The organism is Corynebacterium casei LMG S-19264, from assembly GCF_000550785.1.
In the GTDB taxonomy this organism is placed as follows: domain Bacteria; phylum Actinomycetota; class Actinomycetes; order Mycobacteriales; family Mycobacteriaceae; genus Corynebacterium; species Corynebacterium casei.
Genome location: NZ_CP004350.1, coordinates 1872330 through 1887955 on the forward strand (window position 1 = coordinate 1872330; position 15626 = coordinate 1887955).

A 15626-nucleotide genomic window follows, 5' to 3' on the forward strand; every position below is an offset into this window, starting at 1 on the left:
AATCTAGTCACTTTCTGCGCTTTCGGCGAGCGCGCCAGCGCCACCGACGATTTCTGTGATTTCCTGGGTAATCTGCGCCTGACGAGCCTGGTTGGCCACGCGGGACAAGTCCCTAACCAACTCGGTTGCGTTATCAGTAGCAGCTTTCATTGCAGTTCGACGAGCTGCGGACTCGGAAGCCGAAGCCTCCAAGAACATGGAGAAAAGAATACGTGATACATACTGAGGCAAAAGAGCCTCGAGCAACGTATCTGCATCCGGTTCAAACTCGTAGTCGGCAGACAGATCCTGTTCTTCAGGAGTGTCTTCCAGCGCGGAGTCGCCCAGGTGAAGTTCCTCTTCCTTGATTGCCGGTTCAATCGGCAGCAACTGGTGCGCACGTGGGGTCTGAACCAGCATGGATTCAAACTCGGTGAAGACAACGTGTACCTGGTCGAAACCACGTACAGGCTGGCCTTCGCCTTCCGCGTGCAGGCCCGCGCGGGCTGCAGTGGTGCCTTCGGAGCCGGCAACAAAGCCGTCGATCAAGTGGTGACGAACGTCGTGGGTAGCTTCCCAGTTTGGATCCTGAGAGAAACCAGTCCAGCTGCCCACAACTTCTTTTTCACGGAAGCTGTAGTAGCCAACGCCCTTACCACCAGTTACGTAGCGAACAACGTCGAAGCCTTGACCACGAAGTAGACCTTCGAGCTCAGCAGCCTTCTTGAAGACGTTGTTGTTGTAACCGCCACACATACCGCGGTCTGAAGTGACCACGAGTACGGCCGCAACCTTACCGTTTTCACGGTGGCGCAGTATTGGGTGATCCAACGAGCTAGCAGATGCGAGACTATTCATCATGTTCGTCATCTCATTTGCATACGGCTGCGACGCCTCTACCTTGGCTTGTGCCTTGGTAATGCGTGAAGTCGCAATAAGCTCCTGCGCCTTGGTGATCTTCTTAGTCGAGTTCACGGACCGGATTCGGTCGCGTAGTTCGCGAAGATTTGCCATGTTGTTTCGCTCCTCCCTTCTATATTTCTATTCAGACGGTGATAGTAGAGACCGTGAAGTCTTTACTTAGCCGTCTTACGGGAGACAGTGACCTCGGTCTTCTTAACTTCCTTCTCCTCCAAAGGATCAACTGGAGCTTCAGTGCCCAAGTTGTTGCCTTCGGTGGTGCGGAAGGTCGGAGTGAAGTCCTCAGCAGCAGCCAGCAACGCGTCCTTGGACTCGTCAGTGAATGCCTTGCCGCCAGCGATCTGCTCGTAGACCTGAGGGGTATTCTGCTGGAGGTACTCCTGCAGATCAACCTCGAAGCGACGAACATCTTCAACGGGAACGACGTCGAATACGCCAGAGTCAGCCAAGAAGATGGAAACCATCTGGTACTCAACTGGCTGAGGAGAAGACTCGGGCTGCTTAAGCAGCTCAACCAGACGCTCGCCGCGCTCAAGCTGTGCCTTGGACACTGGGTCCAAGTCAGAAGCAAAAGCTGCGAAGCCCTGGAGGTCACGGTAAGAAGCGAGGTCAAGACGCAGGTTACCTGCAACCTTCTTCATACCCTTGGTCTGAGCAGCGCCACCAACACGGGAGACGGAAACACCTACGTTAATTGCCGGACGGACGCCCTGGTTGAATAGGTCGGACTCCAGGAAGACCTGGCCGTCGGTAATGGAAATAACGTTGGTTGGAATGAACGCAGAAACGTCATTCGCCTTGGTCTCAATGATTGGCAATGCGGTCAGGGAGCCAGCACCCATATCGTCGGAGAGCTTTGCAGCACGCTCCAGCAGACGGGAGTGCAGGTAGAAGACGTCACCTGGGTAAGCTTCGCGGCCCGGTGGGCGGCGCAGCAGCAGGGAAATCGCACGGTAAGCCTCAGCCTGCTTGGTCAAGTCATCATAGATGACCAGGACGTGGTTGCCCTGGTACATCCAGTGCTGACCAAGAGCAGCACCGGAGAACGGTGCCAGCCACTTGAAGCCTGCGGAGTCAGATGCAGGAGCAGCCACGATGGTGGTGTAGTCCAGTGCACCTGCTTCTTCCAAGGTCTTACGGACACCAGCGATGGTGGAGCCCTTCTGACCAATAGCGACGTAGATACAGCGAACCTGCTTATCCTTGTCGCCGGATTCCCAGTTAGCCTTCTGGTTAAGGATGGTGTCGATGCAGACTGCGGTCTTACCAGTCTTACGGTCACCAATGATGAGCTGACGCTGACCGCGACCGATTGGGGTCATAGCATCAATTGCCTTGATGCCGGTCTGCATTGGCTCTTCAACTGGCTGACGCTGAAGCACGGAAGGTGCCTGCAGCTCGAGGACACGGTCCTCTTCGCCAGCGATTGGGCCGAGGCCGTCAATTGGCTGACCCAGTGGGTTAACTACGCGGCCGAGGAATTCCTCGCCCACTGGAATGGAGAGAACCTCTCCAGTTCGCTTAACCTGGTCGCCTTCTTTGAGGGACTCGTAGTTACCAAGGACAACAACGCCAATGGAGTTGGTCTCAAGGTTCTGCGCGACGCCGATTACGCCGCTTGGGAACTCGAGCAGCTCATTCGCCATAACTGAAGGTAGCCCAGAAACCTGTGCAATACCGTCAGCTGCCGAAATGACCACGCCGACCTCCTCACGGGAGGCCTCCGCGGAGTAGCTCGAGGTGTAGTTCGCTATCGCGCTACGGATCTCATCGGAGGAGATCGTCAGCTCCGCCATGTTCTTCCTACTCTCGGTAGATTCGTCCAGCACTTACTTAAATCAATTCTGTCGTTGTCTGCGGCTACTTCATTGCGGTGCGCAGGCGAGCAATCTTGCCTGCGGTAGAACCGTCAATAACTTCATCGCCTACACGGATTGTCATACCACCGAGGAGGCTGGTGTCAACCTCAGAGTGGATGGACATCGCACGACCATAAATCTTGCCCAGCTTCTCGGCGAGAACTGCCTGCTGGCCTTCATTGAGTTCACCCGCACTAACAACGTGCGCAACGGTGCGTCCCTGCAGCGAAGCTGCTTCGGATGCCAACGCCGCAACGTCATCAATTGGGTTGCGCTCTGGGCGGTCAATCACCTGCAGCGCGAGCGCCTCGGTGAACTTGGTGACCTTTCCGTAGAGCACATCTGCCAGCAACTTGCGCTTGCGCGCAGGTTCTGCAGCTCGGTCAGAAAGCAGCTGGGTTAGTTCGCCTTCGCGGTCCAGGACGCGGGACAGGCGGAAGAGTTCATCTTCAACCTGACCAAGCTGACCTTCGCTCTCAGCACCGCGCAACAATGCGCGACGCGAAAGCGCAACCAGTCCGGAAACCATCTCACGAGCACTCGACCACTTCGAGGACGCTACCTGTTCCAGAACCTGCTCAGTTGCAGGAGAAACCTTTGCGCCGAAGAGATCTTTAACGAGCTGCTTGCGGGATTCGGTTGAGGCGGATTCATCAATCAGCACCCCACGGAGTTCGCGGTCATCGCCCAATACCTGAGCAACCTCGAACAGTTCCATGCCGGTCATGGTGGACACTGCAACACCAGCCTGAGAAGCCAGATTGGAATCTAGCGACTCAAGAGCGGATGCGAGCGATTCGCGGCTAGCTGCCTTCATAGTTGCCTACTTTCCGGCCGATGCCACAGAGTCGAGCTCAGACAGGAAGTTATCAATGGTGGAAGACTGCTTGGTGGACTCAGAGAGTTCACCGCCGAGCAGCTTCTCAGCCAGGTTGATGGAGTTCTGTCCGATATCGGAACGCAGTTCGGCAACAACCTGTGCGCGGGAAGCTTCAAGCTGCTTTTCGCCACCTGCGACGATACGGCGTGCTTCTTCCTCTGCCTGGGTCTTAGCCTCTGCTTCAATCTGCTTGCCGCGCTCACGCGCCTGCTCACGGATTTCAGCTGCTTCTGCGCGAGCATCAGCTAGCTGTGCGTTGTACTTCTCAAGAGCGGCCTTTGCTTCTGCCTGCTGGGCTTCAGCGCGCTTGATGCCGCCCTCAATCCGGTCTTCACGTTCTTGCAATAGTTCCTGGAACTTCGGAATGACGAACATTGCGAAGACAATCAGAATGATTACGAACGGGATCAGAGACCAGACGATGTCATAAGTCTTGGGAAACAGAATAGAGTTACCACCTTCCATCGGAAGGGTCTCTCCTTCCGCTGCAAGATAATAAAAGACGTTGTTCATGAGTCTCCAGTCTTAAAAACGGTGGTTTGGTTTTAAACGCGCGCTTTTTAGAACAGGAAGCCTGCAACCAGGCCGATAAGTGCAAGTGCCTCAACGAAGGCGATACCAAGGAACATGGTGGTACGCAGCTGGCCAGCCATCTCAGGCTGACGTGCCATGCCCTCTACGGTCTTGCCGACGAGGATACCAATGCCCAAGCCTGGGCCGATGGTAGCGATACCGTAGCCGATGGACTGCAAGCCATCGAAGGAGGTCTCGGTAGCCTGAGCCAAGATGATGTCGTTCATGAAAGTCGTTCCCTTTCGAAAATTCTCCGCCAATCTTTCTTTCTGGCGAAGTCGGTGTTGGTTTGAAGTTGGGGTTTATTACAAGGGCATGTTGTTCGCGCCTTTAGTGCGAGTCTGCGTGAAGTGACAACTCGATGTACACCGCCGTCAGCAGAGCAAAGATGTATGCCTGCAGGAAGATGATGATGATCTCGTAGACCGTAAACAGAACCGCTGCGAGCAAGGTCACGCCGGACATCAAGGACCAGCCGTTGAGCTGCCAGAAGAAGAAGTTCGTGGCAGAGTACAGAAGAACCAAGATGATGTGGCCGGCAAGGAAGTTCGCCATAAGACGAATTGCCAGAGTGACGGGACGCAGAATGAATGTCGAGAAAATCTCAATTGGTACAACAAGGATGTGCAAAAACGGCGGAAGGTTAGGAATAACCACCGAAGACTTGACAAACTTACCGAAGCCGTAGCGCTTGGAGCCCGCGTAAATCATTGCGATGTACGCTGCAGCTGCCATCACGATTGGCATACCAATACGAGCGTTTGCGGAGATATTCAGAGCCGGAATAATCGTGGAGACGTTCCAGAAAAGAGCACCGAAGAAGATAGTCGCCAGCAACGGTAGGAAGCGTCGACCCTCCTTCTTGCCCAGGATGTCTTCAGCGATATGAATGCGGACGAAATCTAGCGCGTATTCTGCGACGTTCTGTAGTCCCTTAGGAACCAGCTTTGGGTTCCTAAATGCTGCAATAAATAAAAGCACCAGGATGGCCGTCATCAACAGACGTACCAACATGATGCGATCAAGTGCGAACCATCCGCCCAACACATCGTCAAACAGGATGTCGCCGTAATATTGCCCCGGGAAAAATTCAGGATCCAGTTCAGGCGCGTGGAAGCTACCCTTCATGGCCAATGTTGTAACGCTCAGCGTTCTCTCCCGTGTTCGGGCCGTACGAATGTCGGAGTCGTACGGTGCGATGGACGTCTCAAACTCTCTATTACAACAACGGACTCCGTCGCACATCAGCGAAGTTGTAACAGGGATTCACCGTAAATGGGATACGGCATAATTCTTTCGCAGGACACGAATTTAACTAATGCCGCTTCCGCGGTAACCCGCAGGAAATAATATCAGCTCAAGACGCCTTATTCCGATCCGGGTTGCAGCGAATCTAAACCATTCGATGCAACACTTCTTTGAAGTCCCACATTTGGGGTTGTTTACCCTGCCCAGATGTGGTTTTCAGGCGTTAGTAAGGTTCATCACAGTTATTTCACGACTTACGGTTCTGCAGATTATTACCCCCGCCCTTCACCCCTTTCCGCGACAGTCTCGGGGACTCCCCCTGCGGACCTTAATACGCACGCAAAAGGCATAATGCGGGGGTACGTCACCGTTATCTAAATTGTTGCCCTAGGTCACATTAATGGCATGCAATTGACCGTTGCAGAACTTTCAACTATCCAGTTTGCCCGCTCAACTACACCCACAGATAACCCCTAACATGCCCGGTTTAATGTCACCTTGACCTCGACCCCTATCCGGGCCATGCACGAGTGGAAAACAGACACAAGGAGCGAACCACAATCTGTGGTTCGCTCCCCTATGTGCGGCTCGCTTACCTAACTGTTGGCACGCGAGCCGTTGCCGAAAATTCGACGCTAGGACACGTAGGTCACGCGCGCTGTGATGATGCCCCAAACCTCGGTGCCGAGCACGGCAACCATAGCAAGAACGACGGTGACAAATAGCGCCATAGTGTCGTAGAAGTCCATTCCTCGAATCACCATCAGGACCACAATCAAGAGCACAACCTTGAGCAGCCACCCGCCGAGCACAACTGCCATGGTGGTTGACGGGGTAGATTTTGAAGTTACCAAGACCGAAGCCGCGGTAATGAGAACGAAGCCACCGCCGATGGCTGCTCCGATGACTACACCCCAGATGCCTGGAAGCTCACGCAATCCGCCCCAAATTGCGAGGGAAGCCACAGTGATGATGGCTAGCGCGATGGAGCCAAAGCGCAGTGCTCGCTGCAGCGGCACGCGCGGGTCATCAAAGCTACTGGTGCTGCCGTTGTTCTCATTTAAAGATTCGCTCACGCTGGCACACTCTACTACAGTACGCTGGAATCACTTAACTACTCAGCCCTGGAAAGCTATTGGATTGGCCACAGCTGAGCTAAAGGTCAGCCCCAGTTCCTCGGGAGTCTTCCACAGGGGTTGTTTCGTGAACAACCCGCGTTGCTTTCTTTTTCGCCCCAAGTTTTCCTTGGCGCAGCGGAATGAGCGTGACACCAAAGGCAACGAGCAGTGCTATGACTGTCGCAATAGTCGCAGCAATCGGCGGCACGATTGAATAGCTCACCGCACCGAACGCTACCGCCGATACCCACAGGTACAACACGAGGACGGTGCGGCGGTGGGTGTGCCCGAGTGACAACAGGCGGTGGTGAATATGCGCCTTATCCGCTGCGAATGGTGACTTTCCTTGAGAAAGCCTGCGGATGACTGCCCACACCAAGTCCAGCACGGGGACGAACACGGCAGCGCAGACCACGATGAAAGGGCTAACCAACGCGACCATGTCAGCAGTGCCGTACAGGGACTGGGTAATCTTGCCGGACGCCGAGGTGGATGCGGCCGCGAGCAGCAAACCAATAAGCATGGCGCCTGAGTCCCCCATGAATATTCGCGAGGGCTCAAAGTTATGGGGCAAGAACCCTAAACACATGCCAACTAGTGCGGCGGAAATGATTGCCGGAGGGTATGCGGAAACTGCACCGCCTTGGTCATAGAGCACCGTGAGCGAGAAGATCAGAATTGCGCTGCCGGCGATTAGTCCCAGCCCCGCTGCGAGGCCATCTAGGCCATCGACAAAGTTAATGGCATTGATGAGCAATACCGCAACGAAGGTAGTCAAGAGTGAGGACTGGAATTGGTCCAATACGACTGTGGTTCCGCCGCCGAAGGGGATGAACAACAGCGTCCACGACAGACCCAAGATGCTCAACAATGCTGCGGCAACGAATTGGCCGGCAAGCTTAACCAAGGCGCTAAGCTCGTAAAGGTCATCGATCACGCCGACGATGACTATGGCGAGCGCGGCCCACACGACAGCGGAAATTTCCGGGGTCATGGGCATGAACCCGCGCGTGAGCGCCGGTAGCTGCTGCGCAAGGAAGATAGCAGCGATGAAGCCAGTGAACATCGCGACGCCACCCAACTGCGGGGTGGGTTGGGAGTGACTATCACGCAGTCGAATCTCCGCTACCCGGCCTGTACGGACCAAGAAGGAACGCACGAAGCCGGTAGCAAGATATGTAAGCGCTGTTGCGACAAGGATTACCAGTCCCAGTTCTCGCAGGGGTACGCCGGAGCCAATCATGTATTACTGAACTCCAGGCTGCATTCCATCAGGACGCTGTGATTGCGGAGGCTGGGATGGCTGCTGAACATGTTGATTGTTCTGTGCTACCTGTGGCGCTGGGGTTGGCTGACCCGGACGGGTACGCAGACGCTGCGCATCCATACCGAGTACTTCACCAATGCGTTCAGCGGACAGTGCGCCCTCCCGCAACAGATAAGGCCAAGGGCCGGACAGGTCAATGATGGTTGAAGGCTCCCCAATGGGTGCTTCACCGCCGTCCAAGTAGACGGAGACCGTCTTTCCCAACTGCTGTTTCGCGGCAATCGCCGTGGTGGCTGGAGCATGCCCCGAAATGTTGGCCGAGGATACTGCCATTGGGCCAACCTCTCGAAGAAGTTCAATTGCAATCGGGTGCAAAGGCATACGCAACATCACCGTGCCGCGGGTATCACCGAGGTTCCATGGCAATGATGGCGCCTGTGGCACGACGATGGAAAGCCCACCTGGCCAAAAAGCTTCAGTCAAAAGCTTCATCTGTTCGGTGAAAGTCTGTACCAAGCCCTTTGCCGTATCCCAAGAACCGATAAGCACTGGCACTGGCATGTCTGGGCCGCGGTGCTTGGCAGCCAGAAGGCTTGCTACTGCGTCATTATCAAAAGCGTCACAGCCGATACCGTAAACGGTGTCAGTTGGGGTAACGATCAGCCTGCCTGACTTTGCAGCCTTGGCGGCCAGCTCAATACCTTCGGCACGTTGCTGCTCATCCGAGCAATCGTAGATTTTTCCCTGCATGTACTTCTCCCCACTAGATGGTGTGACTTTGTGTGTTGATAGCGAAGGGCATATTTAGGTTTTTCATAGTACTACCCTTGTCTGCCCACGCCGGTTTCAATTCTCCGTGGTCGTCAGCTTGGTGCTTTGGCCAAGACGAAGCGTGCGGTTCCGCCCAAGTCCTTCAAGGGTGAGACATTGACTAGGCCAGCCTGGTTCGCTGCACGCTGTACTAGCTCCGAGGTTGAGTCATCGTGTTCGATGCCCACTGCCCCGCCGCGCGCAAGCAGCTTGAGAACATTGGGCAGCATCGCATTAATAGTGTCCATGCCTTCAACGCCTGAAAAGACTGCGTCATGCGGGTCATGATAAACCTCCGGTGCCAAGTTCGGATCCTCAGGCACGTATGGCGGATTAGTGACAACCAAGTCAACCCTGCCCACAACGGCTTCGAGCTTGTTGAGCAGCTCCACACTGGTGACATCGGACTGGATAATCTGAACAGAAGTCCCGGCGAGGTTGCGCTGTGTAAACGGCAGGGAGGCATCGGAAAGCTCTACTGCAAACACCTGAACATCAGGACGGTAGTGCGCGATATAGGCCGCCAATGCTCCAGAGCCCGTGCACAAATCGACCACGGCGGGCGCAAGCGATTCGCCTGCTCCCGCAAACTTTGCGCGTGGAAAATGCTGGTTAAGGTAGTTCACTGCCCAATCAGCCAACGTCTCGGTCTCTGGGCGTGGGATAAACACGCCCGGGCCAACTTCCAGGTCCAAAGGGCCAAATGGCGCTGTGCCAATGATGTGCTGCAACGGCTCACGCTGCGCGCGGCGATCAATGAGCGCATAGAACTGCTCGGCATTCGTCGCCTCCTGGGTCGAGGGAATATCCATATGGCCGACTTTGAGGACATGCGCAAGAAGCATGCGTGCATCCCACTCAGCGGAATCCACCCCGACAGCGCGAAGGCGCCCCGCGGCAATGCGAAGCGCCTCATCAAAAGTAGCCTTGTGGCTCATTTACGCGTTAGCTTTCTGATTCCATACGCTCTGCGCGCTCCTGCGCCTGCAAAGCTTCAATCATGGCATTCATATCGCCATCCAGCACGGAATCAAGGTTGTTGGCCTTGTAGCCAATGCGGTGATCCGTGATGCGGTTTTCCGGCCAGTTGTAGGTGCGGATGCGCTCAGAGCGGTCCATGGTGCGGACCTGGGACGCGCGCTGCTCGCCTGCCTCAGCATCACGAGCCTCACGCTCCATCTGCTCAAGACGTGCCTGCAGAACCTGCATTGCACGCGCCTTGTTCTGAATCTGGGAACGCTCACGCTGACAGGTCACAACCAAACCAGTTGGCAAGTGGGTCAAACGCACCGCGGAGTCCGTGGTGTTAACGCCCTGACCACCCTTACCGGATGAGCGGTAAACATCGACTCGGATATCTTTTTCATCGATAGTAACTGCCTCAACCTCATCTGGCTCTGGGTAAACCAACACGCCAGCTGCGGAAGTCTGGATACGTCCCTGGGACTCAGTCACTGGCACGCGCTGCACGCGGTGCACGCCGCCCTCAAACTTGAACACGGACCATGCGCCGTCACGGGATGGAGTCTTGGACTTGAACGTAATGGTCATGTCCTTCACGCCACCCAGGTCAGACTCGTTGAGACCCAGAACTTCCCAGCTAAAGCCAGCCTTATCGGCATAACGCTCATACATGCGTGCCAGGTCAGCAGCAAACAATGCTGCTTCCTCACCGCCGGCGCCAGCCTTGATTTCCATGATGATGTCTTCAGAGTCATGCTCATCGCGCGGCGCCAACAAGTCAGCCAGCTTCTCTTCCAACTCAAACACAACACCCTCTAGGCGCTGCGCTTCATCCTGGAATTCATGGTCCTCATAAGCCATTTCCTTCGCATCAGCGAGGTCTTCTTTGGCCTGGGACAGCTCATTGTGAACCACGATGATGGGACGCAATTCTGCATAACGCTTGGACAGCTTGCGGAACTGGTTTTGATCAGAGGCGACCTCCGGGTCAGCCATCTGCATCTCAATGCCCTGGTACTCCGAAACAATGTCATCAACAAGTGATACTTGGTTTGCCATTAGGAGTATTCCTCCTCATCCAAACTTGCCGCCATAGGAGCTGAAGTTGCAACGCCCATGAGGAATTCACCATTGGACTTAGTCTTCTTCAGCTGCTTAATCAGCAAGTCAATAGACTGGTGAGAATCCAGACCGGACAGGATGCGACGCAGCTTGGTCATGATGCGCGCCTCTTCTGGAACCAGCAACAGCTCATCCTTACGGGTGCCCGAAGGATTAACGTCTACAGCTGGGAAGACACGACGCTCAGAGATAGAACGATCCAGCTTCAGCTCAGCGTTGCCGGTACCCTTGAATTCCTCGAAGATGACCGTGTCACCAGTGGAACCGGTCTCCACCATCGCGGTTGCGATGATGGTCAAAGAACCACCGTTTTCGATGTTGCGGGCAGCACCCAAGAAACGCTTTGGTGGGTACAGTGCGTTGGAATCCACACCACCGGACAGGATACGGCCCGATGCTGGTGAGGAGTTGTTGTAGGCACGGCCCAGACGAGTAATGGAGTCCAGCAGAACCACAACGTCCTTGCCCTGCTCCACCAGACGCTTTGCGCGCTCGATGGCCAACTCAGCCACCGCGGTGTGCTCTGATGGTGGACGGTCGAAAGTGGAGGAAATAACCTCACCCTTGACTGAGCGCTGCATGTCAGTAACTTCTTCGGGACGCTCATCAACCAGCACAACCATGAGGTAGCACTCTGGGTTGTTGGTAGCGATAGCGTTCGCAATGTTTTGCAAGATAGTGGTCTTACCGGCCTTTGGTGGGGATACAATCAGCGCACGCTGGCCCTTACCAATAGGCATGATCAAGTCAATGACACGAGTGGTCAAAATGTTTGGAGTGGTCTCCAAACGCAGACGCTGGTTCGGGTACAGCGGCGTCAGCTTGGAGAAGTCCGGACGGTTCTTGGTCTGCTCTGGATCCAAACCATTGATGGTGTCCACGCGTACCAACTGGTTGTACTTGCGGCGGTTACGTCCGTTGCCGTGTGAGTGCGTTGCGCCGCCAACTTTGACCTGACCGGTCACAGCGTCACCGGAGCGCAGCCCCAGACGACGAACCAGGTTGTTGTTCACAAACACGTCACTGCTCATCGCGCGGTAACCAGTGGTGCGTAAGAATGCAACGTTGTTGTCTACAACCTCGAGGATGCCGCCGACTGCCTGCAGCTCATCGCCTTCGCGGATCTGCATGTCATTGTTGCCATGTCCGCCCTGCCCCTCATTGCCACCGCGGTTACGACGGTTGCGACGACCACGACGACCGCGGCGTGCGTTGTCATCATCACCGTTATTGCTGCTATTGCCGCTGTTGCCGCTATTGCCGCTGTTGCCGTTGTTGCCGTTGTTGTTACGGCCACCGCGACTATCGTTGTTGCGACCACCACGGTTGTCACCGTCATTGTCATCGCCACCACGATTATCGTTGCGGTTGTCATTACGGTTGTCGTTGCGACCATTACCGCGGTTGTCGCGGTTGTCGTTGCGATCATTGCGACGGTTATTGTTGCGGCCACCGCGCTGACGGTTATTGCGGTTGTCACCGTCGTTGGAGCTATCGCCCTGATCACCATCATTGTGGTGATCATTGCCGGAGTCTTGCTGGTTTCCGGAGGCATTGTTGTCCGAGGAACCCTGCCAATCAGCAGAATTCGAAGAATCATCCTGATTTTGCTGCTCGTTGCGGCGGGCACGGTTGCGGCGCGCGCGACGTGCCTGCGAACGAGAATCATAACGGTGATCTTCGTTTCCATCGCCGTCCTGCGACTGCTGGTTGTCACCAGCTTTGTCAGTGCTGCTGGTGTCCGCAGCCTGGTCCTTCTCTCCCGCGGAAGAATCCTCAGCGCGTGCAGCGCTGTTAGAGCGGACTACACGGCGTGGACGACGGGTGCTTTGCTTTGCCTTGTCATCCTTGTCACCAGCATTGTTATCACCGGCGGTGTTATCTGCAGAAGCCTCTGCAACGTTTGCTGGCGCTGCACTAGCTGCTTCAGCAGTGCTTTCTTTCTTCGCTGCCTTTGATGCGCGAGGGGCGGCCTTAGCTGGCTTGTCCTCTGCTGCAGCGGCTGCCTTACCCGGCACCTGGCCGGAGATAATTGCGGTAATCAGGTCGCCTTTGCGCAAACCTGAAATTCCACGCAATCCCTTCTTGGCTGCCATTGCGCGCAGCTCAGTTAGCTTCAGGGGGGCCAAATCCTTTGCGGAATTGATGTCCGTATCGCTCACGGATGTCCTTTCGTAGCCTGCGACAGTATGCATACAGCTTCGCTGAACTGCGCCATTTTTTAAGCAGGCCGTTACGGTACTTTAAGCTATTTATGTTCTCGCCCGAATGAGTTATCTTGCGGCGAAAGTTTCTTTATTCCCCCATGTGGGGACCCAGAAAGTGACGTTTAAAGTCAGGGGCCAACCATCAGGTGAGGTGACTGCTTCCCGCGCTTTAACTGCGCTGGTAGATGGGTTTTACACTCGACTAAAAAGTGAGTTTTCAACCAGTCAGGCAATAGTATAACTTATCACCACCTGCACCGCTAAAGTGGGACACATGCTTTCGACCATGATGGACATCCCACTTTCAGTTTCACGGATCTTGACCTACGGCTCGACCGTCCACGCCAACACCAAAGTCACCACGTGGCACGGCGACGGTTGTGGTGAAGCCACAGGTGAGAACCCTGCTGAGGAAACTACGTTCGCAGAGATTGCTGCCCGCGCCGCAGCCTTCGCGCATGCTCTTCATGAAGACCTCGGCGTAACTGGAGATGAGCGCGTGGGAACACTGTTGTGGAATTGTGCTGAGCATTTGGAGGTCATGTTCGCCTCATCCTGCAAGGGCGCAGTGTTTACTCCGTTGAACAAGCAGCTAATGAATGACCAGATCCGCCACATTGTCAATCATGCTGAGGTCGAGGTTGTGGTTGCAGATCCACGCCTAGCGGAGCAGTTGGGCAAAGTACTGGCTGGCGCCGAAATCGTGCGTGCTGTCGTGTTTACCGGAATGCAGGACCCACGCCAGTTCGCGCAGCATTTCGGCCGCAACGTTGAGGTCTACTCATATGAAGCATTGCTCGATAGCAAGTATTCGGTCTATGACTGGCCCGTTTTAGATGAGCACACCGCCGCAGCGCTGTGTTATTCCACCGGTACCACCGGCGCGCCGAAAGGCGCGGTGTATTCGCACCGCTCTATTTATTTGGAAGCAATGATGCTGCGCACCACGGACAGCTTGGCTATTACCCACGGTGAGTCTTTCTTGTGCTGCATCCCGATTTACCATGTGTTGTCCTGGGGTGTGCCGTTTGCCGCGTGGATGACCGGCACGCCGTTGATTCTGCCGGACTCCAATGTGTCGGCGCCAACCTTGGCCAAGATCATCGCCACTACGCACCCACGCGTGGCGCACGGTGTTCCAACGCTGTGGATTCAGTTGATGGTGCACTACCTCAACAATCCTCCTGAGCGTATGTCTTTGGTTGAGATTTACGCCGGCGGCTCCCCTGTTCCGGGCCAGCTCATCAAAGTATGGGAGGAGCAATACGGTGTGGATGTCGTTCATGTCTGGGGCATGGTGGAAGTCTCCACTGTGGGCACGGTCGCGCGCCCACCGCAGGGCGCTTCCGGTGATGCCCGCTGGGCTTACCGCATTTCCCAGGGACGCTTCCCTGCCTCACTGGAATACCGCGTAGTCAATGACGGCCAAGTGGTGGCCACCACCGACCGCAACGCGGGTGAGATCCAAGTGCGCGGCAACATGGTGACCAAGGAATACTATGACGCCCCGTCCGGGCATGAAGATGGTGCGGCGGCAGAGTTCCGCGGCAAGCCAACCGACACGGCAGCAGACAAATTTACTGCCGATGGTTGGCTGCGCACCGGCGATGTCGGCTATGTCAATGAGGACGGCTTCTTAAGTGTTTCCGACCGCGCGCGTGATGTTATCCGCTCGGGAGGTGAGTGGATTTACTCCGTACAGCTAGAAAATCTCATCATGAATGATGGCGACGTCGTGGAAGCCGCCGTTATTGGTTATCCAGATAAAAAATGGGTTGAGCGCCCACTCGCCATCACGGTCTTGCGCCCAGGCGTTGCCCCGACCATCGAAACAGCAGAGCGCCTGCGTGAAGGTCTGCGCAAGGAGCTACCAAAGTGGATGCTGCCGGAGTATTGGACCTTTGTAAAGGGCCTAGACAAAACTTCCGTCGGCAAATTCGATAAGAAGGACATGCGCTCGCATCTCGCCGAGGGCGAATACAACATCATCCAACTTGAAGGCCCCGGCGCCGGTAAACCGGAAGACCCCAAGGCCGTAACCGATGTTGAGTCGGAGCTGCATTAGTTAGCGCACGGCGCCAATTGCCGTACGGCACTAATTAGTGCACCGCCGCAGTGGTGACACCTGGCTTCTCCGAAGAGCACTCGCGAAAGATATCGCCGATGAGTGGGAGAACAACTTCTAGGGTGTCACGCACTGCGCCGCGGGAGCCGGCGGAGTTGATGATCAGTTGGGTGGGGTGACCAAACAATGACTCCACGACACAGGCCTGCTTTGGGGGAAGACTGCAAGCCCTTTAATAGCACCTGGGTTTCCAGACCATGGAGACGTGCCGCAATCTTTTGCATGGTCACTTCGGGAACCACATTGCCGAGCCGCGTCCCCGTGCCGCCGAGGGTGATAACGATGTCGGCCTTATTAGCTCCGACGTTTCCTCCCCTGCGAGTCTCGTTGAATGTGTGGAGCTGCGAGTCGAGGGCGTGGACGATGGCAGATTCCTCTTCACGGATAACTTCGTGGTGAATCAGGGAGATTCCGGCACCCGCCAATAATGTGGCGGCGGTGTCTGCCGCGTGGTCCGGCTTGATTCCATCCACAATGCGGTTTGAAACAACGATCAAAGCTGCCGTCGGGGGTGTTGTTGTGGGGGACATTTTCGTGCTTTTCCTTCGTTCTGA

At 55.5% G+C, this 15626-nt stretch carries 13 protein-coding genes and 1 pseudogene; 1 reads left to right on the top strand and 13 read right to left on the bottom strand.

Annotation, left to right across the window (positions count from 1 at the left end; genetic code table 11):
- Positions 1-3: 3 nt before the first annotated feature.
- From CCASEI_RS08600 to rho, 12 genes and pseudogenes are all read right to left on the bottom strand, one after another.
- Entirely contained in the window at positions 4-993 is a 990-nt protein-coding gene (locus CCASEI_RS08600; RefSeq protein WP_006823371.1) for a F0F1 ATP synthase subunit gamma, read from the bottom strand.
- A gap of 62 nt (positions 994-1055) precedes the next feature.
- Positions 1056-2696, bottom strand: a complete 1641-nt coding sequence (gene atpA / locus CCASEI_RS08605; protein WP_006823372.1) for a F0F1 ATP synthase subunit alpha — start codon at positions 2694-2696, stop codon at positions 1056-1058.
- 64 nt (positions 2697-2760) lie between these two features.
- Positions 2761-3576 (bottom strand): F0F1 ATP synthase subunit delta, encoded by an 816-nt coding sequence (locus CCASEI_RS08610; RefSeq protein WP_006823373.1) that lies wholly within the window; start codon positions 3574-3576, stop codon positions 2761-2763.
- 6 nt (positions 3577-3582) lie between these two features.
- Complete coding sequence (locus CCASEI_RS08615) at positions 3583-4152, bottom strand: F0F1 ATP synthase subunit B (protein ID WP_006823374.1); 570 nt, start codon at positions 4150-4152, stop codon at positions 3583-3585.
- A 47-nt stretch (positions 4153-4199) separates the two neighbouring features.
- On the bottom strand, positions 4200-4439 hold the full coding sequence (locus CCASEI_RS08620) for an ATP synthase F0 subunit C (RefSeq protein ID WP_003848677.1): 240 nt from the start codon (positions 4437-4439) through the stop codon (positions 4200-4202).
- Positions 4440-4542: 103 nt separating this feature from the next.
- Complete coding sequence (gene atpB, locus CCASEI_RS08625) at positions 4543-5340, bottom strand: F0F1 ATP synthase subunit A (RefSeq protein ID WP_006823375.1); 798 nt, start codon at positions 5338-5340, stop codon at positions 4543-4545.
- A gap of 755 nt (positions 5341-6095) precedes the next feature.
- Positions 6096-6536, bottom strand: a complete 441-nt coding sequence (locus CCASEI_RS08630; RefSeq protein WP_025387714.1) for a hypothetical protein — start codon at positions 6534-6536, stop codon at positions 6096-6098.
- 79 nt (positions 6537-6615) lie between these two features.
- Entirely contained in the window at positions 6616-7821 is a 1206-nt protein-coding gene (locus CCASEI_RS08635; protein ID WP_006823377.1) for an MraY family glycosyltransferase, read from the bottom strand.
- A gap of 123 nt (positions 7822-7944) precedes the next feature.
- A pseudogene (locus CCASEI_RS08640) lies at positions 7945-8595 on the bottom strand (L-threonylcarbamoyladenylate synthase); the annotation flags it as partial.
- Positions 8596-8708: 113 nt separating this feature from the next.
- The gene (prmC, locus tag CCASEI_RS08645; protein ID WP_025387716.1) at positions 8709-9593 is read right to left on the bottom strand and encodes a peptide chain release factor N(5)-glutamine methyltransferase; all 885 of its coding nucleotides are present in this window, start codon (positions 9591-9593) and stop codon (positions 8709-8711) included.
- A gap of 7 nt (positions 9594-9600) precedes the next feature.
- Positions 9601-10677, bottom strand: a complete 1077-nt coding sequence (gene prfA, locus CCASEI_RS08650; RefSeq protein ID WP_006823380.1) for a peptide chain release factor 1 — start codon at positions 10675-10677, stop codon at positions 9601-9603.
- On the bottom strand, positions 10677-12902 hold the full coding sequence (gene rho, locus CCASEI_RS08655; protein WP_025387717.1) for a transcription termination factor Rho: 2226 nt from the start codon (positions 12900-12902) through the stop codon (positions 10677-10679). The genes prfA and rho overlap by 1 nt, the downstream gene beginning before the upstream one ends.
- A gap of 319 nt (positions 12903-13221) precedes the next feature.
- Here rho and CCASEI_RS08660 point away from each other — a divergent pair, with 319 nt between their 5' ends.
- Entirely contained in the window at positions 13222-15012 is a 1791-nt protein-coding gene (locus CCASEI_RS08660) for a long-chain fatty-acid--CoA ligase (protein ID WP_025387718.1), read from the top strand.
- A 125-nt stretch (positions 15013-15137) separates the two neighbouring features.
- Here the strand turns inward: CCASEI_RS08660 and CCASEI_RS08665 are convergent, their stop codons facing one another.
- Entirely contained in the window at positions 15138-15602 is a 465-nt protein-coding gene (locus CCASEI_RS08665) for a molybdopterin-binding protein (RefSeq protein WP_225868392.1), read from the bottom strand.
- Positions 15603-15626: the final 24 nt, after the last annotated feature.

What these genes read in the sequence shown, in the direction of transcription:
- CCASEI_RS08615 (WP_006823374.1), bottom strand. Translation starts at nt 4,152, where the DNA reads ATGAACAACGTCTTTTATTATCTTGCAGCGGAAGGAGAGACCCTTCCG.
- atpB (WP_006823375.1), bottom strand. Translation starts at nt 5,340, where the DNA reads ATGAAGGGTAGCTTCCACGCGCCTGAACTGGATCCTGAATTTTTCCCG.
- CCASEI_RS08610 (WP_006823373.1), bottom strand. Translation starts at nt 3,576, where the DNA reads ATGAAGGCAGCTAGCCGCGAATCGCTCGCATCCGCTCTTGAGTCGCTA.
- atpA (WP_006823372.1), bottom strand. Translation starts at nt 2,696, where the DNA reads ATGGCGGAGCTGACGATCTCCTCCGATGAGATCCGTAGCGCGATAGCG.
- CCASEI_RS08600 (WP_006823371.1), bottom strand. Translation starts at nt 993, where the DNA reads ATGGCAAATCTTCGCGAACTACGCGACCGAATCCGGTCCGTGAACTCG.
- prmC (WP_025387716.1), bottom strand. Translation starts at nt 9,593, where the DNA reads ATGAGCCACAAGGCTACTTTTGATGAGGCGCTTCGCATTGCCGCGGGG.
- CCASEI_RS08660 (WP_025387718.1), top strand. Translation starts at nt 13,222, where the DNA reads ATGCTTTCGACCATGATGGACATCCCACTTTCAGTTTCACGGATCTTG.
- CCASEI_RS08620 (WP_003848677.1), bottom strand. Translation starts at nt 4,439, where the DNA reads ATGAACGACATCATCTTGGCTCAGGCTACCGAGACCTCCTTCGATGGC.
- prfA (WP_006823380.1), bottom strand. Translation starts at nt 10,677, where the DNA reads ATGGCAAACCAAGTATCACTTGTTGATGACATTGTTTCGGAGTACCAG.
- CCASEI_RS08665 (WP_225868392.1), bottom strand. Translation starts at nt 15,602, where the DNA reads ATGTCCCCCACAACAACACCCCCGACGGCAGCTTTGATCGTTGTTTCA.
- CCASEI_RS08635 (WP_006823377.1), bottom strand. Translation starts at nt 7,821, where the DNA reads ATGATTGGCTCCGGCGTACCCCTGCGAGAACTGGGACTGGTAATCCTT.